This window comes from Sorangium sp. So ce363, from assembly GCF_051520435.1.
Lineage (GTDB): Bacteria > Myxococcota_A > Polyangia > Polyangiales > Polyangiaceae > Sorangium > Sorangium cellulosum_B.
The window spans coordinates 2,793,849-2,817,376 of sequence record NZ_CP150333.1 but is presented as its reverse complement, the minus strand read 5'-3'; the positions used below and the strand labels follow the sequence as shown (position 1 = coordinate 2,817,376).

The following is a 23,528-nucleotide window of genomic DNA, read 5'->3' as shown; positions in this document are numbered from 1 at the left end:
CTCAACCTCGGTCGGGGGCCGATACCTCAACCTCGGTCGGCGCCCATGCCTCAACCTCGGTCGGGGGCCGGTCGGGGGCCGACACCTCAACCTCGGTCGGGGGCCGACGCCTCAACCTCGGTCGGACGCCGCGGCGCATGGCACGCAAGCGCGGCGCTCCGGATGGTGGCCTGCAATGTGCAATGTCGGGCGCGCAGGGACGTCTGAAGAGATCTGAGGGCGCCCGAGGCCAGCCCGACCTCTCCCTGGCACCCCCCTCCAGAAGGACCCATCATGCTGCCGATGCCTTTCCCGCTGTCCGCTTCCCCCTTGCGCCCTGCACCCGCGGCGCCGGGCATCCCCGGGGCCCGGCTCCGCCGGCTCGGCGGCGCCCTGCCGCTGCTCGCCGCGCTCATCGCCGCGCCCACGAGCGCCGCCGCCCAGCCCGCCGAGCCCCCGTCGGTCCAGGTCGACGTCCGCGTGAACGCCGAGTTCGAGGCGGACGAGTACGAAGACACCGACCCGAGCGCCCTGGTCGAGTTCCAGCAGCCGCTCGCCGCGTACGGCACCTGGATCGACACCCCGGGCTACGGCACGGTCTGGGTGCCCTCCGCGGTCGTGGTCGGCCCGGATTTCGCGCCCTACCAGACCGCGGGCCACTGGGCGCTGACCGACGACGGCGAGTGGCTCTGGGTCAGCGACTACGCGTGGGGCCACATCCCCTTCCACTATGGCCGCTGGGTCTGGATCTCCTCCCACGGCTGGGCCTGGATCCCGGGGCGCACGTACGCCCCGGCGTGGGTCGTCTGGCGCGTCGGTGACGCCGGCTACGTCGGCTGGGCCCCGATGCCGCCCACCTACTATTGGAGCAGCGGCGTCGCGGTCTCGCTGTGGACCGTTCCCCCTGCGGCGTACGTCTTCTGCCCGACGACGCACGTGTTCCACCGCCACGTCCACACGCACGTCGTCCGCGATCGCGCGGTCGTCCGGCGCATCGCCGCGCACTCGCACACCTACAGGCCGGCGCGGCCGACCGCGGGCAGGCCCGGGCGCGCCGACGTCCGCCCGGGCGGCGATGGGGGCGCGGGCCGCTCGAGCTCGCCCCACGGCATCCGTCCTGGCGGCTACCGCCCGGCGTCGCCGTCGCTCGCGGAGGCCGGCGTTCCCTCCTCGGCCGCCCCGAGGCACCGCGACAGGCCGGATCCTCGCGCCCTCGCTTACGCGCGCAGGAGCACGACGCCGAACGCACGCCTCGCGCCCCAGCCGGCGCGCCGTCCGGCGTCGCCAGCAGGCGACGACCGTCGCGCGGCGCCTGCGCTGCGCACGCCGCTGCACCCGCGGGGGACGCCCGTCGGCGACGCTCCGGCCCCGATCGCCAGGCCCGGCCTCCCCGCGCGGGGCGTCTCCGACGCGGGTGCGCTGCCCCGCACCGGCGCGAGCCCATCGCACCGGCCCTCGCGGCCGACGGTCACGCCGCCGTCGCCCGTACCCGCCCCGGAGCCGCCGGCCGCCTCGGCGCCGCGCGCCGTCGGCACGCCGGCCGCCACGCGTGCCCTCCCGCACCGATCGCCGTCGGCCACGGCGCCGCGGCCGCTGCCGCAGGCGACGCCGGCGCCGCAGCCGATCGCGAAGCCGCGCGCGCTCCCGAGCGCTCCGTCGTCCCCGCCGCGCCCCAGGATCCACCTTCCGTCAGGCCCGGCTCCGGGGAAGACGGCGCCGACGTCCGGTCGCCCGCGGTCGAGGTAGCGCTTGGTCCACGTCTTGCGACGTCCACGAGCAGGAGCAGATCCGATGACTCTTTTCGCTGACTTTGTGAAGCGTCGTTCACTGGGGCTGTGGTCGTTCCTTCTCGTCGCTGCGCCCCTCGCCTCGGCCGGCTGCATCATCGTCGACGAGGACGGCGACCACGATGGCCATCACGTCCACGACGACTGGGACGACGGCGACGACGACACCGTTCCCCCGCCGCCCGCGGACGACGTGCGGCTCGTCGCCATCGACACGGACGCCACCCTGAGCACCGAGCCGGGCGAGGGCGTCGGCATCTTCGTCGAGTACACGGAGGGCGGGACGTGGACGCTCTGGACGACCTGCGACACCAACACCTCCAAGGTCGTCTGCAGCTTCGATCTCTATGCCTCGGTCGACACGGCGTCCGAGCTCATCGACCTCGCGGGGATCGAGATCGAAAAGACGGACGCGACGCGCCTCGTCGACATCGGCGTCGCGTATTTCCACGCCGAGACCGGCTCGGACATCGACGCGATGACGTTTGCCACCACCCCGGGCGCCATCGTCCGGCTGGAGGCCTACCTCGACGGGGCGGAGGAGCCCCGCTTCGTCTACTGGTTCGGCGACGGCGTCCTGCACGAGGGCGCGCCCAGCAGCCCGATCGACTTCGAGCCGACCGCGCCCTGAGGGCGCGATCGTGCCGCCCGCTCCCCCCGCTGCCCGCGCGGCGGGAGGAGCGCCCGGCCAGGGCGCGCGCCGCTCAGGGCTCTTTCTTCGGCTGGATCGGCTGCCCCTCGACGTCCCACGCCTCCGGCTCGCCGAGGCCGATCCCCTGGAGCTGCGGCAGGATCTCCTGCCGCGGTCCCACGACCACGACGGTCGCCGTCTTCGGATCCACGGCCATCGCGAGCTCCGCGAGGCTCGCCAGCGTCGCGCTCTGCCGCGCCTTGCTCGCGTCGCCGTCGAACGTCTCCGGCAGCTTCAGCCGCGCCAGCGTCCCGAGGCGCTGGGCGGTGCGGTTCACGGTCTCGTAGGCGGAGACGAGCTCCGCGCGGTCCTGCGCCTGCACCTTCGCCAGCTCGTCCCGGGTCAGCCCGGAGTCGGCCATCTTGGCGAGCTCGGCGAGCATCTCCTTCAGGGCGGGTCCTGTCGCCTCGGTGACGACGGAGGCCCGCGCCACGAACGCGCCCGGCAGCCTCGTCTCGGTGAACGCCGAGCCGGCGCCGTAGGACCAGCCGTGATCCTCGCGCAGGTTCTGGTTCAGGCGCGACGTGAACGAGCCGCCGAGCGCGGAGTTGATCAGCTGGAGCAGCGGCCGCCGAGGATCGCTCGCCGCGACCCCCTCCCGCACGGCCGCGATCACCGACTGCGGCGCCCCCGGGCGGTCGACGAGCACCAGCCGCGGCGGCTTCCACGCCGGCGCGGCGGCCGCGCCCTGCGCTGCGGGCGCGCCCTTCGTGCCCGGCGCGGCGCTCGCCGTGGCGCCCTTCGCCGACCACGTCCCGAGATCGCGCGAGAGCGCCTGCTGCAGCTCGTCCCGGGTGATGTCGCCGACCACGGTGATCACCGCGCGGTCCGGGCGCCACGCCGCCTTGTAGAACGCCTTCACGGCCGGGAGCCCGATCGACTTGGCGTCCGCGACCAGGCCGTCGACGGGGTGCCCGTACGGCGTGCCCGGCCCGTGGAGCGCGGCCATCGAGACCAGCCCCGAGACCCGCGTCGCGTCGTCTCCGCGCTTCCTGAGGTCGTTCTGCCAGAGCTCGCTGACGCGCTTCCACTCCTTCGCCTCGAACCGCGGGCGCGCGACCACGTCGGCGAGCAGCGAGAACGCCTTGTCGAAGTTCTTCTTCAGCACGGAGAGCGTCGCGACGCTGCCGTCGGCGCGCGCCCCGACCGAGAGCGTCGCGCCGAGGTCGTTGATCGCGCTGGACAGCTCCACCGCGCTCCGCGTCCCCGCGCCCTCGTCGAGCATGTCCGCGGTGATGTGCGCGAGCCCCGCCGCGCCCTTCGGATCGTCCGCCGCTCCCGACGCGACGCCGATGGATACGGACACGATCGGCAGCGTGTGGCGCTCGAGCAGCCACACCTTCGCGCCGTTCGGCCCGTCGAGCACCACCGGCGCCGGCGGCGTGAACGGCTGCGGCTTCGGCAGCTCCGGCTTGGGCCCGAGCGGGTCCGCGGGCTTCGCGGCCGCCGGCGGGGCGCTCGGTCGCGGCGCCTCCGCCCGGGCAGCGGACTGCGCCGGCGTCCTCGGCTCGCAGCCGAGGGCCGCGGCGACCAGCGCGATCATCGCGCCTGCGTGTGTCGCTCTCATTTCGTCACCGCCTTCTTCGCCTCTTCGCTGCCCTTCGGCACGACCCGCAGGATCACCCGGGCGTTGGGATCCAGGGTGCTCTTCGCGTACGCCTGCAGCGACTCCGCGGTCGCGTCGCGGTAGCGCTTCAGATCCTGCTCCACGAACCCGGGTTGGCCCTTCGACGTCTCGTACCGGTTGAGCATCGAGGCCCGGCCGGCGACCGACTCGAGCGCCATCACGAAGGCGGTCTCGTACTGGTTCTTGGCCCGATCGAGCTCCTCGCGGCTCAGCTTCGCGTCCCGCACCTTGGCGAGCTCGGCGTCGATGGCGGCCTCGACCTTCTCGAGCGGCACGCCTGGCCGCGCGATCGCCTCGACGGTGAACGTCGAGCCGAGATCGCCGGAGCGCTGCACGGCGCTCACCTCCTGGGCGAGCTGCTTGTCGTAGACGAGGGCCTTGTAGAGGCGGCTCGCCTTCCCCTGCTCGAGCGCCGTGGCGAGGAGGTCGAGCTCGGCGTCGCCCGGCGCGAAGTGCGCGGGGCTGTGCCAGGCCATGATCACCTTGGGGAGGTTCACGTTGTCCTCGATCGTCTTGCGCACGACGCCGCTCAGCTTCACGGGCGAGGGCGTGGTCGCCGCGGGGACGGGCCGCTCCGGGATGCCGCCGAAGAGCCGCTCGATGAGATCGCGCGTCTTCTGCGGATCGAAGTCGCCAGCCACGACGAGGGAGACGTTGTTCGGCACGTACCACCGCCGGAAGAACGTCGTGACGTCGTCGACGGTCGCGGCCTGGAGGTCCTCGTGCGAGCCGATCACGGGGTGGTGGTAGGGGTGTCCCTCCGGGTACATCAGCGAGGGCATGAGGAGGTCGACCTTGCCGTAGGGCTCGTTCTCGCTCGTCTGGCGGCGCTCGTTCCGCACGACGTCGCGCTGCGCGTTGAGCTTCGGGAGGTCCATGCTGTCCGCGAGCGACGAGAACCGATCGGCCTCGAGCCAGAGCAGGAGCGGCAGCGCGTGGGCCGGCGCCACCTCGTGGTAGGCGGTGCGGTCCTCGCTGGTCCACGCGTTGTTCCAGCCGCCCTCGGCCTCCATCCAGGCGTCGAACTGCTTCGTTGGGACGCGGCGCGTGCCCATGAACATGAGGTGCTCGAACAGGTGCGCGAAGCCGGTGCGCCCCGGCTCCTCGAACCGCGAGCCGACCTTGACCATGAGGTTCAGGGCGACCATCGGCAGCGCGCGGTCCTCGTGGAGGATCACGGTGAGGCCGTTCTTGAGGGAGTACTTGGTGAACGGGATGTCGAGCTTCGGCGGCTGGGAGGCCGCGGACTGAGCGGCGGCGGCCGCGAGCGCCGGGGCTGCGGCCGGCGCGGGCGCCGGGGCCGCAGCCGGCGCAGGCGCCGGGGCCGCGGCTGGCGCAGGCGCCGGGGCCGCGGCCGGCGCGGACTTCGGCGGCGAGGACGTGGCCTCGGGCGGCGCTGCTGGTGCGGGCTTCGGCCCGGACAGAGAGAGGGCCGCGGCCACGGCGACCAGGATCGGCCCGGTGGAGCGCGGGAGCGGCGGGTGACGCGCGCGGGTCTGCATGAGCCCGAGGGTTGCGCCGGTCGCGGGCGGGGCGCAAGCGGGCGGGAGCATGGATACGGAGACGCGCCCGGCCAACGGGTGCGGTTGTCAAGTTGTCACGGAGGAGGGACGCACCGCAGATGCGGAAAGAAAGCGCGGCGCGGACGGGGGATGGCGAAGCTTACGAGGGCTGAGCGCCAGCCGATGTCGCGGACGCCGCGGGTGGAGGCGGAGGCGCTGCCCCAGGCCGGTTGCCGACAACCTTGCCCTCTGCGGCCTTGCGGGCCTTTTCCCGCCGCGCTGCAGCGCGGCGGCGCCGCTCGTAGGCGCTCGTGGCCTCCCGGACGATCTCCGGATGGCGGCGGAAGACGTGCGCCGCCGTCTTCCGGATCGCGCCGACGCGCTCGACCATGAGGCGCAGGAGCTGATTGCGGATCGCGGCCGCGGCGGCCGAGGTGTCGCCGTCGGGGATCGTCTCCAGCGCTCGCCGTTGCAGGTCTTCCGCGAGCTTCCTGGCCTCGGCGATGAGGCGGACATCGAACTCCTCATCGGCCTCGACCAGGCGTTCCTCGAGCGACGCCGCGAGCCCCGCGTAGTCGCGGAGCGCCTGGGAGAGGGCGCTGGAGCGCTGGCCGTCCTGCGCGTGAAACTCCTTGATGCGCGCGAGCTGCGCGTCAGCGGGCTCGTCGACGTCGTCGTCGAGCAGGAACTCGAGGGCCGACTCGAGCTCATCGACAACGAACCTGGCGCGCTCGCCGACGTCGGCGACGGCGGGGTCGACGATGAGGAGCAGCCGAGTCTGCGCCTCCTGCACGGCGTGGACGATGGAGAGCAGATCGTCGCTGCTCGAAGCGGGCAGGCGATTCCTGACGCGCTTGAGGCCCGGGCGATCGCCGTCGGGCTCCCAGTACTTCTTCACGAACGCCGCGGCGGCGACCGCCTCGCGCACGGCGACGTCGTACGGCAGGCTCAGCGGGTTGTCGGTCCGCCCCTGCTCGGCGGCGGCCTTGACCCAGCGATCGTAGTCCTTCCCCAGTGCCGACGCGGCAACGCCTGCGCCAGCGTACAAGGCCGTAACGCTGCCGGACACGGCCACCTCACTCCTGCCGCATCGAACCACCGCCTCTACCGTTGTCCAGCCGTTCGGGTCGCCGGGCCACCGGTGTGCTTGACAGCTCGGAGGAGCTCGGGCCTGCTCCGAGCTCCTTACCAGAGGTTCTCCCTTGGCGCGAACCGCTCCCGTACCCAACATCCCCGCGATTCCCGGCATGAACCCCGGCATTTTCGTGATGGGCGGAGGGGGCAACGGAGACGGGAGCGGGTCGGGCGGCGGCAAGGGGTCAAAGAACGGCCAAGGCTCCGACGGCAGCGGCGGAGGCAGCGACGCTGGCGGTGGCGGCAAGAGCGCCTGCGGGTCGCCAGGGAAGGATGGTGGCGGATGCCCGCAGCACCACGGCGGCAAGAACAGCGGCGCGGCGTCGCACGGCGACCCATCGACGTGATCACCGGCCGCGTGTTCACTGCGCCCGTCGTGGACCTCGAACTGCGCGGGCCGCTGCCGCTCGAGATCGCGCGCTCCTACTCCACGACGAGCCGCGAACGGGACATCGGCCCAGGGCACGGCTGGACGCGCACGTTCGCGTGGGAGCTGGAGCTGAGCCGCGGCGGGAGCGCCGGCAGAGATAAACCGTCGATTCAAAGCCAAGTTCGACGACCCGAACATTTCCATCGAGACATTTCGCGAGAAGGAAGGCAAGCGCGCCGATCCTTGCCCAAGTTGCATCGAGATGTTCTCGAAGCTCGGGACAAGTCACGCGGTCGTTGGAAAGAAGGGCAAACGTGGCAAGTTTGGCGTCTTCGATCCAAAAGGATAACGCCTTTCGTCCCCTGGGAGCATCCCATGACTGAGCGCTTGTTCGGGAGGACCCATTCTTCCGCTCTCGATGCGATCCGGCAGTGGCACAAGGAGAACCGAAGCAAAGTATGCATTGTGCATGGGCCGGACGGCGCTGGCAAGAGCACGACCGTTCGTTGCTTCTTCGACTCACTCACCGAGCCCGGCGTACTGAAAGCGCTCATCCACATAGGCCGGACATTTGGAGTGGCCTTCGAGCACGAGATCCTCGCACGACTATCAGCCTCGCTGTGGCCTGATGAGACACCGAGTACGCAGGATGGTGCCGAGCTTCATGTTCAACTGCGCAATTGGATCGCCGACTGGAATACCGAGGACGATCAGCCGCCGCTTCTCGTCGGCTTGGTCGGACTCGACGCATGCGTCGACCGGCCCTACGGTCCTCGCGGCTCTGCGCTTCGCGAGCCCGGCCCCTCGGTGCGGGTGGTGGTCACGATCTCGGGCTCATCGCAGCTGGCCGAACAGTGGGCTGAACGGCTCGCGTTTCGCTCGGAGGATGTCACCTTCATCCCGGTAGGCGGCTTGAGACTCGACGAGATCGCCGCGCCGCTGCGCGATCGGCTCGCCTGGGCAGCGCTCGACGGCCCGGGACCGCGCGCGTATGTCGAGGAACTCCTCGCATCGCTGCGCGCGCGCGGCGCCTCCCACCTCGAAGCGCTGCTCTCGATCTTGGCTCACGCCTTCGCGCCGCTCGGCACCTCCGACGCAGCGCAGCTCCTCGATGTCGACGAGACCGAGGTCACGGCCTGGCTCGACGCCCACGGTGAGATCATCGATCCCCTGATTGAGCGCTGCGAAGGCGACACGCTTCGCTTTCGTCACGAGGCACTGCGCGCCGCATGGGAAGCCGCCGACGAGCAACGAACTGCCTCCTGCGAGCGACGGTTCGCAGCGGCGGCGCGACAGATCGTGCTCGCACGCGCCAGCGGCAGCGCTCAGGAGCTCCGCGCCGGCGCCTATCTCCGCCGTTACGCTGGAGCGCATCTGCTCGCGTCCAAAGCGTCTGATGCCGAGCTCCTCGCGCTCTGCGACCCGCGCTGGGCATGGCCATGCTCACGCGAGGACCTCGCCGCGCGCCGAGAGGACTTGCGATGGGTCCGGGAGAAGCTCGCCGCGCACGTCGAAGACCCGGGCGCGGGCAGCGCGTCGCCGGACGCGATATCTCGACTCGTCCGCGTGGCGAACTCTCAAGGTGCGTTGGCGACCCTGCACGACGCATGGAGAAAGAGAGACGACTGCTGGGACGGCCACCGGATCGAAGCCCCAGGGGAGGGCACGGCGCGGGCGCTCGCCGTCGCGTACTTCGGGCTCGCGGCGCATGCATCTCCTCTGCTGCATGAGCGCCTCGTGGCGTGCGCGCTCGACGTCGTACGGCGGACCGGGGCGACGTGGCGCGGCGATACATGGGAAGATACACAGGCGCTTCTCACAGCGGCGCACGCCGCGTCGGGCGACGATGCGGCGACCTTCGCGCGATGGGCGGTCGGGGCGACATGGCGCGCGGAGAAAGGGCCGGACCGGTACTTCGACGTGTGGCTCACCGCCGCCGCCTTCCTGCCCGCTTCCGAGGCCGATGTGCTCCTCCAGCAGGTCATCGAGCGCGCGAGGTCGAACCCGAACCCTGGATCCACGCTCGGCTGCGCGGGGAGGGCACGAGGGCTCCGCCGTGAGCACGCGCTCACCCTCTTTCATGCGGCCATGTCGCTGCCGCCGCGGTCGCGGGCGAATGCGCTGGCGCCCCTCCTGCCGCTCTTGCCCCCTGAAGAACGCACCCTCGCCGTCTCGGTATCGTTCGAGGCGGTCGTCGATCTTCTCGACGTGGAAGGCGAGAGGCTCGACTATGAAGGATACGCCGAGACGCTGGCGCCGTACCTCGACTTACCAGAGCTCGTGAGGTTGCTCGACGAGGCGTCGCTCCGCATGGGTCCGGCGCTCTCGGCGCGGTTCGCGGCGCTCGGTGAGCCTGCTCGTGCGCTCGAGACGATCGAGCGGCTCTGCTTCGAGGGCATCGACAGCGCTCGGGCGCTCCTGCGGGCCGCCGCGATCGCGGGGGGCGGTCTGCTCGTCGATGCCGCTCGCCGCATGGTGTCGACCGTCCACCCGGCGTGGGTTCCGGTGGTGCTCGTCCGCGAGCAGCCGTCGGCGGCGCTCGATGTGCTCGGCTTCGATGCGTCGCTCTCGATTGCGGAGAGCGGAGGAGGCGAGACGTCGCAGTACGCCCGCATCGCGGCGCTCTCGTCACTCTGCCGCGTCGCGCCAGAGGCGTCGCGGCCGTCCCTCGCCGCGCGCGCTGTTGCGGCGTATCGTGAGGACTCCGATCCGGACGCCCTGGGAGGCCTGGTCGACTGCGCTCCCTGGCTGTCGCTCGAAGACGCGGCCTGGCTGTTCGCCGTCAGCCTGGGAGAATCGGAAAGCGGGTCCACGCTCAAATGGACCCTGGGCCGCTGGGGCGGCGTGGAGCACCTCGCGCCCCTCATCGCGCGCATCGGCGGGGACGACGCGCTCGCCGCCGTCGCCGACGTCCTGCCCGAGGCGCTCCGGTGGATCTCGCGGGCCGAGGCCCGCTAGAACGTCGACTAGCACCCGCAACCCTCGCTTCGGGTCCGAGGTGGGCGATCCGCCGACGGAAGTGGAGTAACAACCTCGTCCACAACCGGGCGTTCCACTGCGGATACACCCCGGAGAATCAGAGGTTCCACTGGAACCTGCGCGACAACTACCACGTCGCCGGTCCCTCGACGCCGGTGGCTCGACCCGAACGACGCGAGCCGCGACCGCCGATGGCGAAGCGCCCGCAGCCTGCCGTGAAGAACCCTGCGCGCCTGGGTAATGGATTGCTCCCCATGCAGCGGTCGCCGCGCTGACCGCTTCGCACCTCGCCCCCGCCAAGAAGTCGGCGCATTCTGAATTCTCGGAATTCTCGGATGCGCGGCGCGCGCTCCGACACCGTGTCGCAGGGCACGACGCGTGCTTTATCGCCTCCGGCGCCCGCGAAGCGCCTGATGAATCGCTCGCGTACAGCGCGGGCGGCTTTGCCGCCGTGGAGCTCCTTTGCCTCGTGAGGGTGCTTTGAGACGACGTCTGCCTCGGATTCACGCGTTGCTCGCCCCCCTGTCGGCAGCGATGCTCTGGTCCGCGCCTGCTCGCCCCGCTGAGCCGCCGCAGCTCTCCTGGGACAAGCCGGTTCGCTGCATCCGGTCGCCGAACGGCGGCGCGGTGCGCGTTCAATGCGAGCCACGGCCGGAGGGCGAGCGCTGCCTCGTGGCGCCCGATCACCTGGCCCACGACGGCGGCGCGCTCGACAAGGTGCAGCCGTGCAACGTGGTTGAAGACACCGAGGCTTACCAGGCCCTGACCGCGCGCGGCGCCCGCCTCGTCGCCGCGATCCCCGAGGCGCCGCCGGGCTACGCGCGCTCGGCCGAGGGCAAGGCATTTCAGGTCAAGTTCGATCTCCTGAACCGGCTTTACCTGGGCGCGTCCTGGCTGCCCACGTTCCACGGCGAGAACGGGCTCCCCGTGCCCACGAGCTTCCCCCTGGGCCGCGGGAGGGCCGAGGCCGGTATCCATCTCAGCGTGCTCTCGACGCGCTCCCGCGCCCGCCATGACATGCGCGTCCTCGAGGGGGCGGCCACGTTCGACGATCTCGAGCTCTCCGGGGTGCTCTTCAGCTACGATTACCAGCACCTGCACCGGCGGCCGGCCCACTGGCTCAGCACCTTCGTGGGCAAGCCGCGGCTTCACGCGATCTCGCCGCGGATGGGCTGGGGCTTCCGGGTGGTGTCGGTGAACGACCGCCCTCCCGCGCGCCGCGATACGCTCGACGTGGAGTTCGGCGAGGTCCATCTCGCGTGGAATCCGTGGCAGTCGAGCGACATGTACAGCCACATCCGGCTCGAGGCGGGCGCCGATCTGGGGGAGTACTGGGAGCGCCGATCGGAGATCGACGACGGCCTGGACACCGGCGCTCTGTACATCGGCCCGACGAGCGCCATCAAATCGCGCTTCAGCCTCGGCGAGGGCGGCCTCCACGCGCTCTCGACCGCGTTCACCTACCGGCGCCCGAGCATCGCGGCCGGGAGCGGGACGGGAGAGGCGATGAACCGACTCGAGGCCACCATCGCCTACGAGGGGATCCTCCTCGCGATCAACGATCAGCCCATCTCGCTGCGGCTCGCCGCGATGGGGGTGAGCCGCAACGACCTCGACAGCGACGTTCGCGACGTGGAGGTCAAGGCCGCCGCGGGCCTGCGGGTGTCGTTCTGGGCTCCCCCACGGGTGTTCGAGCCGATGCCCGTCTTCGAGGACCCGTGACGGCTCGGCGCCTCGCCGCGCTGCTCGTCATGGCGGCGGCCGCGGCGCTCTCCCCGCGCGCCGGCCGCGCCGAGCCGGCGCGCGAGGAGAGCGAGCGCGCGGGCGGCGGCGATACCGCTGTTTCCGAGGAGGGCCGGCGCTTCCGCGTGCGCTTCGACCCGGCGAGCCGGGTGTGGCTCGGTGTCGCGTCCGCGCTGCACCGGGGCGCCGGCGGGACGATCGAGATCGAGCCCGAGATCGACGCGGGCCTGTCCTACCGCGCGCGCAGCGTGACGGGCTCCGGGCCTGGCCGCGTGATCTGGCAGGCGGATCACCGCGTCCTCGCCGGCCGGGTGTCTCCGGCGGGGCAGGCGCTCGACGGCGTGCCCGCGCTCGACGCGGCGCTGTACGGCGCGTCGTTCTTGCGGCACGACGAATCGCCGCGGGTGGTCTTGCCGATGTCGCCGCCGATCGCGGTCCCCTTCCCCTTCGACATCGGCGTGGAAGCCGAGGTGGGCCGGGTGAGCATCCCCTCGATTCCGCGGCGCCAGGGCGACGGATCGTCGGCGCCGCTGATCCGAGTCGGCGTGGCGCGCGCCACGGCGATCCTCGATCCGTGGCGCACGGGCGAGCCGGGCCGCAGCTTCGAGATCGGGCTCGGGGTCCGTTACGACATCGACGCTTACGCCGAGTCCCCCTCTCCCGAGGCCGCGCCCGCGCGCCGCACGCTCGGCGAGCCCAGGGTGGTCCACCGGATCGCGCCCATGACCGCGGGCTCGCTGCGGCTGCGGCTCCAGAGCGGCGACGGGCTGACTGTCTTCGATGGTCGAGGCGACGTCGTGCCGCACTGGACGAGCGAAGAGCGCTGGCGTGTCCTGGTGCGCTCGGCCGCGCACGTCGAGAGGATCCTGGCCGCGATCGACGATCAACCCATCGCTGCGGTGATCGAGGGCGAGTACCGGCTGCTGCCGCCCGCCCTGGATGTGCAGGCGGTCCATGATCTGCGCGTGAGCCTCGGGCTCGCGTTCACGCTGGCGCTGCGCTAGAGCGACGACGGGGTCTGGCGTCTACCCCCGGCGCCGATTCTGCTGCGCGCCGGCCCAGGCGCCGAACAGGGTGCCGCCGATCGTGAGGACAGTCGTGACGAGCGCCTGCGTCACGGAGGTCCCGTCTCCCACGAGCACCCATCCCAGCACGAGCGAGAGCGCGATGAGCACCCACGCCAGCCGGTACTCCATGTGCCGCGCGGTGCGGGCGCAGGTGTAGCCACCGATCGCGGAACCGAAGGTGCCGATCGCCGTGAGGGCGCTCGTGAAGCCCGCCGAGGGCGACGTGATTGCCTTCGCGAGACCGTCGTCGGTCGCGCCCATGGAGGCAAGGAACACCGCGTAGGCGATCAAGAACGCAATCCCGAGCACCATCGTGAGCCCGAGGTCTGCCAGCACGCCGAAGAGCAGCGCCTTGCCGGCAGATCCGTGCGCCCGCGCCGGCTCAAGGCTGAGGTTCGCCTGCGGGGGCTGGAAAGGATTGGGGGCCGGCCTCTCGCTCATGGCGGGGGCAGTCTCGCCGCTTGCGCCCCCCGCGGTCCACGGGCCGGGCCGCCCGCCTTCGCCTCCTCGCAGGCCGCCGCCATCCCCGGGCCCGCGACGTAGCGATCGAAGATGATCACCGACATTCAACTGGTCTCCTTGTCGTGTGAATGAACCTCGACCCAGCGCCGCCGGCCATACCCCTCCTGGCTGCGCCACTGGAGGCCAAATCGTCTCAGGGGCATGGATTCGCGCTCGGGTGAAAGCACGAAGTGCACGCTGATGAAGTGCACGCTGATAATGATGAACCATGGCGCTCGCGCTCGTCGTCGGGTTCCTGCTCGGTTATTTCGGCTCGATCCCGGCGGCGGGGCCGCTGGCCGTGCTGCTCGTGGCCGCCGCGCTCGCGGGGCAGCCCCGGCGCGTCTTGCTGCTCGCCATCGGAGGAGCCCTCGCGGAGGGGCTCTGGGCGCTCGCCGCGGCGCGCGGGCTCGGGTGGGTCCTCGAGGCGCACCCCGCCGTCGATCGCGCCCTGCGAACGGGCGGCGCCGCGCTCGTCGTGGCGATGGGCCTCGCCCTGGCGCTCGCGCCTCGACGCGCCTCGGAGGCGCCCTCGTCCGGGCGCGCGACGTCGGCGCTCCTGACCGGGTTCCTCCTCGTCGCCTTCAACCCGTCGTTCCTGGCGTCGTGGATCGCCTCGTGCGCCGTGCTCCGCGCGTACCCTGCCCTCGCGCCCGCCGTCGCGCCGGCCCACGCGGCCGCGCTCGCGGTGGGCGCAGCCGTGGGCGTGGTGAGCTGGTTCGCGACGCTCGGGCGCTTGCTGGCGCGCTACCGCGAGCGGCTCGGCGCATGGCACGGGCACCTGGTGCGCGGCCTCGGCTGCGCGCTGGTGGCGCTGGGGCTCGCGGGGCTCCTGCAGCGGCTCGCGTGAGATCCGTGCCCTGTGTGGACGCCGGTCGCGCGCCCGCATAACGTCGTTCGGATGCGGGTAGACGCCGGCAGCCTGCGTCGTCCGGTCGTATGAACGCCCTTCATACCGTCGCATCAGACCGCGCGGCGAGCCCTGGGTCGCGCGCCTCGGGCGCGTCGCCGCGCGCGATCTACCGCGGGCTGCGGGCCGGGGAGCCGGCCCCCGAGGATCTCGCGGACGAGCCCGCGCCGGAAGCCGCGGCCCCCTGCAGCCTCGACGCGTTCTTTACGGCCCTGACCGCGCTCCGCGACGAGGACGAGCGATGCAGCGCGCCCAGCTCCGAAGACGCCGATCCGGCGCGCATCCTGCTCGGCTACGCGCCGACCGCGCTGCTCGACGGGTGCTGGCTCGCCGCGGCGGTACGTGTGCGCCCCGCGGACGGCGCGCTCGGCGCGGCCTGCCTCGACGCGTTCTATCTCGAGTGCGGCGAAGGCGACCCCGCGCGGCACCACGGCGCCCTGTACGGCGCCGCGCTGGCCGCCGCGGGGCTCGCGCTGCCCGATCTCGGGAGCCCCGCATTCGAGCGCTCCATCTGCCTCGCCGACGCGGACTTCGCGCTCGCGATCCCGGGGCTCCGCGTCGCGCAGCGCGGGGCCGCGAGGCTGCCCGAGGCGCTGGGCCACCACGCGGCGGCCACGGTGCTGGGCCCGCCCGCGGCGGTGCGCCGGGCCGCTTCGCGCGCGCGCTGCGACGGCCTGTATTTCGCCGAGCACGCGGAGGGTGCGGAGACGGCCCGCCGGGCCCTTGATCTCGCGCGACGGTGCCTCGAGGCGTATGCCGCGGGCGGGGCGCCGGACTGGTCGCGCGTGTGGCGCGGCGCCTGGTCGCTCTGGGCCGCGCGGCGGGCGTGGCTCGCGTCGCTCCGGCCCGCTGCCCCGCCGTCCGCGTGGGAGGCGATGCTGGCGCTCGTCGAGGCGAAGGCCCGCCACGCGTTCGGATTTCACGGCCGCGTCCGGATCGACGGACAGGCGCTCGACGACGCGCTCGATCCGGCGCAGCTCGACGCGAGGCGCATCCTTCAGCGCCTCGCGCGCTCGCCATGGATCGTTCCGGGGAGGCCCGACGAGAGCCCGCTCGTCACCCGCTCCGTGCAGTTCGGAGGGCCGATGTTCGGCGTGTTCACCGACGCCGAGATCGACGTGATGCGCGCCTGGATCCGCGCGCTGATCGAGGCGCCGGAGCCTCCGGCCTCCGCCCGCGCAACGCACAGCTCGGAGGAGCGTGAGGGCTCGCCGCGCGTCGATCACGACGGGGCCTCGATCGATGGGAATCGTCGAGGAGGATCCACCCCTCGCGCGCAGGCGCGCGCAGAGCTCCCCTTGCCGGAGCTGTACCACCGGCTGCTCTGCGCCCGCGGGCCCGGAGGCGTGGACCGCGAAGCGGGCGAGCTCGCGCTGACGCACGTCGAAGGGGTGCTCCGTGAGGTGCACAGCGATGTGTCCCCCGCCCGGCTCGCCGCGGATGGGCGCTGGCCGTGGTCCGCCGCGGGACTCTCGCGCTGGGTCGACGCGCGGCTGCGCGAGCAGATCTTCGAGGAAGGGCACGCCCATGCGCACTCCACGGTGGGACCGCATGCGGCCCCACACCCCGCGCGCGACCCCACGCAGCCCACCGACGACGCGGGCATCGCGCGCGAGATCACGCGCGACGAGGCCGTCTGGCTGCTCACCCAGCTCGCGCCGGCGGCTGTGATCGACGGCGCCTGGCTCCAGGGCATGACGGCCCCCGGCGCGTTCCACACGCCGGTCGCGGCGCTCCTGCTCCGGATCTACCGCGACGAGCTCGGCGCGGGCGTGCCCGCCCAGCACCACGGCAACGTGCTGCGCAGGGCGCTCGCGGAGCAGGGCGTGACGCTGCCGCCGTGCGACGCGCGCGCGTTCGTGGAGCGGCGCGATCTCCTCCCGCAGGCGTTCTCGATGCCCGTGCTCTGGCTCGCGTTCGCGCAAGGGTCCACGGAGCTCTTGCCCGAGCTGCTCGGCCTCAACCTGGCGATCGAGATGGCCGGTATCGGCCGCGGGTACGCGATGGCCGCCGCGCTCCTGCGGCGCCACCGGATCGACCCGTACTTCTTCGACCTGCACAACACGATCGACAACGCCGCGTCGGGCCACACCGCGTGGTCGATCGAGGCCATCACCCGGTTCATGGACGCCTGCGCGGCGCCCGGCGACGCGCTCGCGATCGAGCGCGCAACGCTGCGGATCTGGCGCGGATACGCCGCGTACGCGCGCGCGAGCCGGCCGCTCGTGCGCGCCGTCGCGGTGCGCCTCGGCCCCCGCCTCGGCTGGCGCTGGCTCCGGCGGCATCTGCTCGGGGACACGGGGAGGTAGCGCTCGATCATGTGCGGCATCGTCGGAGCGCTGGATCTCGCCGGGCGACGCACGTTCGATCCGGCGCGCCTCGACCGCATGGCGGCGAGCGTGCGGCACCGCGGCCCGGACGACGGGGCCTCCTTTTCAGCGCCAGGGATCGCCATGGCCACGCGGCGCCTCGCCATCGTCGACGTCGCGGGCGGCCGCCAGCCGATGGCCGACGCGGGCGGCCGCGTGTGGGCCTCGTACAACGGCGAGCTGTTCAACCACGCCGAGCTGCGCCGCGAGCTCGCTGCGCGCGGGCACACGCTGCGCACGCGGTGCGACACCGAGCTATGGCCCGGGCTCTACCTCGACGCGGGCGAGGGCGCCTTCTCCCGCGCGCGCGGGCAGTTCGCCGTGGCGCTCTGGGATCGCGAGGCGCGCACGCTGCTGCTCGGCCGCGACCGGATCGGGATCTGCCCGCTCCACTACGCGGAGGCGGACGGCTGGCTCCTCTGGGCCTCGGAGATCAAGGCGATCCTGGCGAGCGGGCTCGTGCGCCCCGAGGTCGATCCGGCGGGCATCGACCACGTCTTCTCGCTGTTCGCCGCGGGCACGCGGCGGACGTGCTTCCGCGGCGTGCGCTCGATCTGGCCGGGGCACTACCTCCGCGCGCAGGGCGGCGCGGTGGAGGAACGGCGCTACTGGGACCTGGATTTCCCGGCCCAGGGCGAGGAGCGGCGCGTCGCCTCGCTCGACGCGCTGATCGAGGAGACGCGCGCCTGCCTGCGCGACGCCGTGCAGCGCCGCCTCGTCTCCGACGGCCCGGTGGCGACGTACCTGAGCGGCGGGCTCGACTCGACGCTGGTGCTCGGCCTCGCCCGGGAGGCCCGCGGCGACGCGCCCATCGCGTCGTTCACCGTCGGCTTCGACGGCGCCGGGCCCGACGAGCGCCGCCGCGCGACCCGCAGCGCGGCGCGCCTGGGCGCGCGGCTCGAGACCCTGGTGCCCTCGCCGACGGAGATCCTCGAGGCCCTCCCGCGCGTGGTGGAGGCCGCCGAGGGCCCCGTGATGGACACGGCCGACGGGTGCGTGCTCCTCCTGGCCGAGCGCGCCGCGCGCCGGGGATTCAAGGTCGTGCTCACGGGCGAGGGCGCGGACGAGGCGATGGGCGGCTACGTCTGGCACAAGACCCACCGCGCCATGGAGCGCCTCGCCCGCGTCCACCCCGCCCTGCCGCGCGCGATCCGCAACACGCTGGCCGAGCTCGCGGCGCCCGGCACACCCGCGCCCACGTTCCAGGACCACTTCGGCGACGTTCGCCCGAGCCTGCTCGACCTGTACGAGCCGCTCTCCCGCGCGCGCTGGCTGTTCTATTCGGATACGATGGCCGAGCGCGTCGCGGGCCACGACCCGTTCTCCGAGCTCGACATCGCGCCAGCGCGGATGCGCCGCTGGGATCCGCTGAATCGGTCGCTCTACGTGGAGTACAAGCTGATGCTGGCCGGACACCTCCTGGTGGGCAAGGGCGACCGCGCGGCGATGGGCTCGGGCGTGGAGCACCGCTACCCCTTCCTCGACGAGGCCTTCATCGACCTCTCCAGCGGCCTCTCGCCCCTGTACAAGCTCCGCGGGCTGCGGGAGAAGTGGCTCCTCCGCGAGGTGGCGCGGCGGGTGCTCCCGCGCGACGTCGCCGACCCGCCCAAGGGCATGTTCAAGGCCCACGCGCTCTGCGCGCTCGGGCCCCAGCCCCGCTGGATCGCGCAGCTCGTGAGCCCCGAGTCGCTGCGAAAGACGGGCTATTTCTCGCCCGCGAAGGTCGCGCGCGAGCAGCGCTTCCAGCGGATCCTGCCCGCGCTCGCCCCGCGGCGGATCGTCGCCGACGGGAGCTACACCGCCGTGGTCACCACGCAGCTGTGGCACCACCTCTTCCTCGGCGGCGGGCTGTGCGAGCTGCCCACGTGGTCGCCGCCAGCGCCCGCGGCCGCAGACGAGCGCGCGGCCGCAGACGAGCGCGCGGTCGCGTCGACCGAGAGGACGGCCCCATCGTGAGCCTCCAGATCTCCGCCGATCCCGCGCTCTCCGGCCACGAAGGCAGCCCTCGGACGCCGTCCCACGACGGAGAGGCCGCCGCGAGGGAGGACCGGCTCCACACCGCGGTGCGCCGGCGCTGGGACCGCATCGACTGGACGCGCCCGATCCCGCCCGAGGCGCTGGTGATCCCCGAGGCGCACTACATGGACGTCGCGGGCCTCGGGCTCACCGAGCGCCAGCGCGTCGCGATCAACCGGCTGTTCGCGTGCTTCACGTGCGAGCTGTTCATCCACTTCGAGGGCTACGTGATCCGGTACCTCGAGCGGTCGGCCCACCGCGCGCCGTACCTGTCCGCGCCCGTCGTCGCCCGCTTCGTCGCCGAGGAGCGCACGCACGCGGAGATGTTCCGCCGGCTCCTGCACAGGCTCCGGCCGGATCTCTACCCGACCGACGCGGCCCCGCCGCGCTTCCTGCGCTGGGGCCGGGGCGACGACGCGGCGCTGCGCCTCGCCCCGGCGGGCACGTTCTTCCTGCTCGCGTGGTATTTCGAGGAGATCACGCTCTTCGTGCCGCGGGCGATCGAGGCCCGGCCCGATCAGAGCGCGGCGCTCGTCGCCGAGATCATGGCCCTGCACGCGCGCGAGGAGGCGCCGCACGTCGCCATCGACGAGCGCGTGCTCCTGCACCTGAACGAGCGCTGTCCGCGCTGGCTCGCCGCCATCCAGACGGCCCTCGCGCTGCCCTTCCTGGTGTACGTCGACGGCGTGGTCGGCGACGCCTGGGGCCGCCTGGTGGCCTCGGCCGGCAGCGAGCTGGGCCTCGACGCCGCGCAGCGGCGGCGGCTCGGCGCGCGCGCCCCGACGCAGTCCGATCGCTGGGGCACCGAGAGCTTCACGCGCAAGCTGGAGGGCCGCGGGCTCGCCGGCGCGCCGGCCCTCTGCTGGGCGCTGCGGCGCGCGCTGCGCACGGATCCCGCGTGAGCTCCGGGCTCGCGTACATCGGCGACAGCCACGGCATCCTCTCCGCGTGCCGCGACCTCATCGAGGCCGCCGAGCGGAGCGTCGTCCTGCAGATGTACCTCTTCGCGGCGAACGGCGACCAGACCACGCTGCTGCCGCGCCCGGGCGCGTTCCCCTACGCCGACACCGTCGCCGACTGGCTCATCGCCAAGAAACGCGCGCGGCCCGATGTGACCGTCGTCGTGATCCTGGACAGCAACACGCCCGCGAACCCCGCCCTGACGCGCCGCCGCGGCGCGCTGGTGCGGAGGCGCCTCGCGGACGCGGGCGTCCTCGTGCTGAACGCCTGCCTGTTCGGCGCGCGTTTTGACCGGCGCCGCCGGCTCCTGCCCCGGATGAACTTCCACCTAGACCACGCGCGCGGGCGCGTGCCGATCGAGGACTGGGTCGAGCACCAGAACCGCTGGCAGGTGCTGCACAACGTCGAGGACCACCGGAAGAACCTGGTGATCGACGGCGGGCGCGCCGGCGCGATCACGTCGCACAACTTCATCGACGCGGCGTTCGACTGGCACGAGAACCTGTTCTGGCTCACCGGCGCCGTGGCCCGCCGGCTCTGGCGCGTCGCGATCGCGGCGATCGACGAGGCGCTTACCATTCCGCAGGCGATCGGCGACGAGGGCCGCGCCGCGCTTCACGCGCTCATGTCCGACGCCGCGCGCGCCGCGCGCGCGTCCGACGATCCCGGGACGGAGTGTGCCTCCCCGACGCCCACGCTCGCGCCTGTGCCGGGGTACGCCGGCGGCCTGCGCATCCCCCTCCCCCCGCCCGGCGCGCTCACCGCCGCGGGCGACGAGACGTGCGCGCTCGTCGAGCACGAGGCGATCCGCGCGCGCCTCGCGGACCTGTTCGACGGCGCGGAGGCGGGCGACGAGCTCCTCGTCGCGACCACGTACCTCTCGGACCTGCCGATGCTCGAGGCGCTCGAGCGCGCGGCGGCGCGCGGCGCCCGGGTGCGCGTGCTGATCGACTCCATCGACGCGCTCCCGCTGCCGCCCGCGGCGGCGTGGCTCATCCGCAGCCTGGTCAACCACCACGGGATCACCCGCGCGATCGAGGCCGAGGCGCGGTGGCCGGACCGCTTCGCGCTGCGCGTGCACGACTCGCGCGGCGGGGCGATGATGCACCTCAAGACCGCGGCGCGGCTGGGCGCTCGGCCGATGCTCGTGGGCGGCCAGGCCAACTTCACGCCCAACTCGTTCTCGCGCGCGTGGCTCGAGACGGACCTCGAGACCCGCGATCCGGCCTTCGTGGCCGCGTTCGCGGCGCACTTCGAGCGGCTCTGGGATCTGCCCGCCTCGCGGCGCACGTCGAGCGGCCGGGGGTCGTGGGCGCGCTCGGCGCTGCTGGGCGCGTTCGAGCTGCTCGGCCTCCGGCCCTGACGCGATCAGCGGAGCATGCCGATCACCAGGGCGGCGATCGTCGCGTCCGCGACGATGTGCGCGAGCACGGGCGCAAGGAGCCCGCGGGAGCGCTGCCGCAAGAGGCCCAGCATGACGGCCCAGCTGCCCGCCAGGAAGACGCCCAGGAGCCCCCGCGGGAACCCGTGCGCGTGCTGGGCCCCGAACGAGGCGGCCTGCAGCACCACCGCGAGGCGCGCGCCCCACGCCGCCGCGAGGCTGGGCTGGAGCACGCCGCGCCAGATCACCTCCTCCAGCGTGGCGTTCAGCACGGCGAAGACCGCGCCTCCCGCGATGAGCACCGGCGTCGACACCTGGAGCAGCTCCGAGCCGGTGATGTCGCGGAGGTCGGGCCGGGCGAGCGCGAGCCACCCGACGAGCGCGACCGGCGTGACGCCGCCGACGAGCGCCGTCCAGCGCTTCGGGAGCCCGCCGGCCGCGCGCCAGCCCTCGGGCGGACGCAGCGCGGGCGCGAGCCGCGCGAGACCGCCGTAGGCCGCGAGCGCCAGGATCATGGCGAGCTGCCAGACGACGCCGAGGCGCATCGCCACCACGATGCACGCCACGAGCGCCGCGACGGCGCGCGCCGGCCCCTGCGCCACGCGGGCCGCGAGCAGCGCCACCAGGGCCGCGGCCACGGCGACGGCGAGCGTCGCGCGCGGGAACGCGGGCGCGTCGAGCGCGGCCTGGAGCGCCAGGAGGCCGAGGGAGACCAGGCTCAGCGCGCGGTCGGCGCGCGCCTTCGGCTCGGAGAGGGCGGACGTGGGCTCTTGCATCGGGATCGCGCGGACGAGTCCAATCTACCTGGTTCCACCCGCCGGAGGTCCGGACAGAGAGTTCAACGCAAAGGCGCAAAGGCGCAAAGAAACCAGGGCACAGGGAAAAGAAGAGGGGGAAGCCGGGATGGCCCTCCCCCTCATCTCTTGGCGGCCTTGGCGCGCTTGGTGGTTCTTCTGCTGATTCGGGGCAACTTCCCGCAGTGATGCTACTCGCGCGGCACCAGGCGCGACAGGACGACCCCCGGGATCGACGCCGCGAACGCGATCGCGAAGAACGCCGTGAACCCCGCGCTGGCGGCCAGGTAGCCGCTCGCGCTGCCGGCGAATGTCGCAGAGACCGACATGAGCGCCGACCCGATCGCGAAGTGCGACGACTTGTACCCGTCCACGCAGCGCCGCATCAGGAACACCGCGAGCACCGCCGTCCCGACGCCGGCGGCGAGCTGCTCGAGCGTGACGAGCGCGACGACCCACGGGAGCGCCGGCCGCGCCCACGCGAGCGCCACGTACAGCAGGATCGCAAGGCTCTGCACGAGCGCGATCGGGAAGATGGTCCGCGCGAGGCCCCACCGCTTGATGATCACCCCGCCGAGGATCGAGCCGGCGATCGAGGCGACCGTCCCGACCCCGCCCACGTTGCCTCGCGCCGCCGTGTCGAGGCCGAGGCTCTTCAGCAGCGGCGACGACATCGCGAACATGAGCGCGTCCCCTGCCCGGTAGCAGAGGATGAACGCCAGGCTCGACGCGATCTGCGGCTGCCGCAGGTACACACGGAACGGCTCGATGTAACGCCGCAGCCCGGTCGCTCCGGGCGCGGCGCCGGCTCCGGGCGTCGCGGCCGGGCGCGGCAGCCCCGCGGCGTGCCCGATCGCGAGCAGCGCGAGCCCGCCTGCCGCGACGGCGAACGCCGCGCCAAAGGACGCCCAGCCCGCGAACGCGACAAGCAGCGCGCCCGCGAGCAGCGCGAGCCGATACGCGCCGACCCGCAGCCCGGAGAACGCCGCCTGCGCGTCCTTGTCGAGCGCCTGCAGGTAGAAGCCGTCGACCGCGATGTCGTGCGTCGCCGCGGCGACCGCGACCGCCCCGAACAGCGCCGCCACGAGCCAGATCGCGCCGCTGTCCGCCGCCGCAGCGAGCCCGAGGACGATCGCGGCGAGCGCGATCTCGACCGCCACGAGCCAGCGCCGCGGGCTGCCGTGGAGGTCGACCAGCGGGCTCCAGAGGAACTTGAGGTTCCACGGGAGCCCGTAGAGCGACGTCAGCCCGATGATCTCCAGGCTCGCCCCCGCCGCCGTGAAGAACTCCCCCGCCACCTTGTGCGCGATCGCGTAGGGCAGGCCCTCGGCAAAGTAGGTCGACGAGATCCACAGGCCCCGGCTCGCCCCTCCCGCCACCGCGTCGGGCGCCGCCGCCACGCCGGACGACGCCGCCTCACCGGGCGCCTCCTCGGAGGCGCCACGCCTCGGCGCCTCCGCTCCCGGCTCGGGCAGCGCGGCGCGCATCGGGGCCGCGGGCTCGACGGGCTTGTGGGATGTCACGGCAGCCTCCACGCCTTCTCCGCACCCTTACACGATGCGCCCCGGGACAGAGCAAGTTCCAGGACGCCCGACCGCCGCGCCCGACCGTGGAAGCAAACACGACGCCGTGAGGCCGCGACGCCGTGAGGCCGCGAGGACGCAGCGGACTCCATCGCGAGCGACGCTGTGGTATCGGTCCGGCATCTGGTTTAAACG

18 protein-coding genes and 1 pseudogene are annotated in these 23,528 nt (G+C 73.1%); 12 read left to right on the top strand and 7 right to left on the bottom strand.

Going from position 1 to position 23,528, the window contains the following annotated elements:
• Positions 1–273: 273 nt before the first annotated feature.
• Positions 274–1,725 (top strand): DUF6600 domain-containing protein, encoded by a 1,452-nt coding sequence (locus tag WMF12_RS10935; protein ID WP_437870574.1) that lies wholly within the window; start codon positions 274–276, stop codon positions 1,723–1,725.
• A 45-nt stretch (positions 1,726–1,770) separates the two neighbouring features.
• A complete protein-coding gene (locus WMF12_RS10930; RefSeq protein ID WP_437870572.1) occupies positions 1,771–2,397 on the top strand; it encodes a hypothetical protein in 627 nt (208 codons plus the stop codon).
• 73 nt (positions 2,398–2,470) lie between these two features.
• Here WMF12_RS10930 and WMF12_RS10925 read toward each other — a convergent pair whose 3' ends face one another.
• The 3 genes from WMF12_RS10925 to WMF12_RS10915 form a co-directional block, all read right to left on the bottom strand.
• Positions 2,471–4,024, bottom strand: coding sequence for a M16 family metallopeptidase (locus WMF12_RS10925; RefSeq protein WP_437870568.1), 1,554 nt, complete (start codon positions 4,022–4,024; stop codon positions 2,471–2,473).
• On the bottom strand, positions 4,021–5,637 hold the full coding sequence (locus tag WMF12_RS10920; RefSeq protein ID WP_437870564.1) for a M16 family metallopeptidase: 1,617 nt from the start codon (positions 5,635–5,637) through the stop codon (positions 4,021–4,023). Before WMF12_RS10920 ends, WMF12_RS10925 begins: the two co-directional genes overlap by 4 nt.
• A gap of 109 nt (positions 5,638–5,746) precedes the next feature.
• Positions 5,747–6,655 (bottom strand): hypothetical protein, encoded by a 909-nt coding sequence (locus WMF12_RS10915; protein ID WP_437870563.1) that lies wholly within the window; start codon positions 6,653–6,655, stop codon positions 5,747–5,749.
• Between the two features lie 178 nt (positions 6,656–6,833).
• Between WMF12_RS10915 and WMF12_RS10910 the strand changes: the two genes are divergently transcribed.
• From WMF12_RS10910 to WMF12_RS10890, 5 genes and pseudogenes are all read left to right on the top strand, one after another.
• The gene (locus WMF12_RS10910; protein WP_437870562.1) at positions 6,834–7,067 is read left to right on the top strand and encodes a hypothetical protein; all 234 of its coding nucleotides are present in this window, start codon (positions 6,834–6,836) and stop codon (positions 7,065–7,067) included.
• Positions 7,004–7,171 (top strand): annotated as a pseudogene (locus tag WMF12_RS10905) (DUF6531 domain-containing protein); the annotation flags it as partial. The gene WMF12_RS10910 and the pseudogene WMF12_RS10905, both read left to right, overlap by 64 nt.
• A gap of 294 nt (positions 7,172–7,465) precedes the next feature.
• The gene (locus WMF12_RS10900; protein WP_437873988.1) at positions 7,466–10,048 is read left to right on the top strand and encodes a hypothetical protein; all 2,583 of its coding nucleotides are present in this window, start codon (positions 7,466–7,468) and stop codon (positions 10,046–10,048) included.
• Between the two features lie 555 nt (positions 10,049–10,603).
• Positions 10,604–11,791 carry a hypothetical protein gene (locus WMF12_RS10895; RefSeq protein ID WP_437870561.1) on the top strand — a complete coding sequence of 396 codons (1,188 nt, stop codon included), beginning with the start codon at positions 10,604–10,606 and terminating at the stop codon, positions 11,789–11,791.
• On the top strand, positions 11,788–12,816 hold the full coding sequence (locus WMF12_RS10890) for a hypothetical protein (protein WP_437870559.1): 1,029 nt from the start codon (positions 11,788–11,790) through the stop codon (positions 12,814–12,816). Before WMF12_RS10895 ends, WMF12_RS10890 begins: the two co-directional genes overlap by 4 nt.
• Positions 12,817–12,837: 21 nt before the next feature.
• Here WMF12_RS10890 and WMF12_RS10885 read toward each other — a convergent pair whose 3' ends face one another.
• Complete coding sequence (locus WMF12_RS10885) at positions 12,838–13,320, bottom strand: hypothetical protein (protein ID WP_437870557.1); 483 nt, start codon at positions 13,318–13,320, stop codon at positions 12,838–12,840.
• On the bottom strand, positions 13,317–13,445 hold the full coding sequence (locus WMF12_RS10880; RefSeq protein WP_437870556.1) for a hypothetical protein: 129 nt from the start codon (positions 13,443–13,445) through the stop codon (positions 13,317–13,319). Before WMF12_RS10880 ends, WMF12_RS10885 begins: the two co-directional genes overlap by 4 nt.
• A gap of 164 nt (positions 13,446–13,609) precedes the next feature.
• Here WMF12_RS10880 and WMF12_RS10875 point away from each other — a divergent pair, with 164 nt between their 5' ends.
• From WMF12_RS10875 to WMF12_RS10855, 5 genes are all read left to right on the top strand, one after another.
• Entirely contained in the window at positions 13,610–14,230 is a 621-nt protein-coding gene (locus tag WMF12_RS10875; RefSeq protein ID WP_437870554.1) for a LysE family transporter, read from the top strand.
• 89 nt (positions 14,231–14,319) lie between these two features.
• Complete coding sequence (locus tag WMF12_RS10870; protein ID WP_437870553.1) at positions 14,320–16,599, top strand: iron-containing redox enzyme family protein; 2,280 nt, start codon at positions 14,320–14,322, stop codon at positions 16,597–16,599.
• A 9-nt stretch (positions 16,600–16,608) separates the two neighbouring features.
• Positions 16,609–18,615 (top strand): asparagine synthase (glutamine-hydrolyzing), encoded by a 2,007-nt coding sequence (asnB, locus tag WMF12_RS10865; RefSeq protein WP_437870550.1) that lies wholly within the window; start codon positions 16,609–16,611, stop codon positions 18,613–18,615.
• Positions 18,612–19,577 (top strand): diiron oxygenase, encoded by a 966-nt coding sequence (locus tag WMF12_RS10860; protein ID WP_437870548.1) that lies wholly within the window; start codon positions 18,612–18,614, stop codon positions 19,575–19,577. The genes asnB and WMF12_RS10860 overlap by 4 nt, the downstream gene beginning before the upstream one ends.
• Positions 19,574–20,998 (top strand): phospholipase D-like domain-containing protein, encoded by a 1,425-nt coding sequence (locus WMF12_RS10855; protein ID WP_437870547.1) that lies wholly within the window; start codon positions 19,574–19,576, stop codon positions 20,996–20,998. Before WMF12_RS10860 ends, WMF12_RS10855 begins: the two co-directional genes overlap by 4 nt.
• 5 nt (positions 20,999–21,003) lie before the next feature.
• Here the strand turns inward: WMF12_RS10855 and WMF12_RS10850 are convergent, their stop codons facing one another.
• Together WMF12_RS10850 and WMF12_RS10845 are read right to left on the bottom strand one after the other, a co-directional pair.
• Positions 21,004–21,792 (bottom strand): CPBP family intramembrane glutamic endopeptidase, encoded by a 789-nt coding sequence (locus WMF12_RS10850; protein ID WP_437870544.1) that lies wholly within the window; start codon positions 21,790–21,792, stop codon positions 21,004–21,006.
• Between the two features lie 209 nt (positions 21,793–22,001).
• Positions 22,002–23,333, bottom strand: coding sequence for an MFS transporter (locus WMF12_RS10845; protein WP_437870542.1), 1,332 nt, complete (start codon positions 23,331–23,333; stop codon positions 22,002–22,004).
• Positions 23,334–23,528 lie beyond the last annotated feature (195 nt).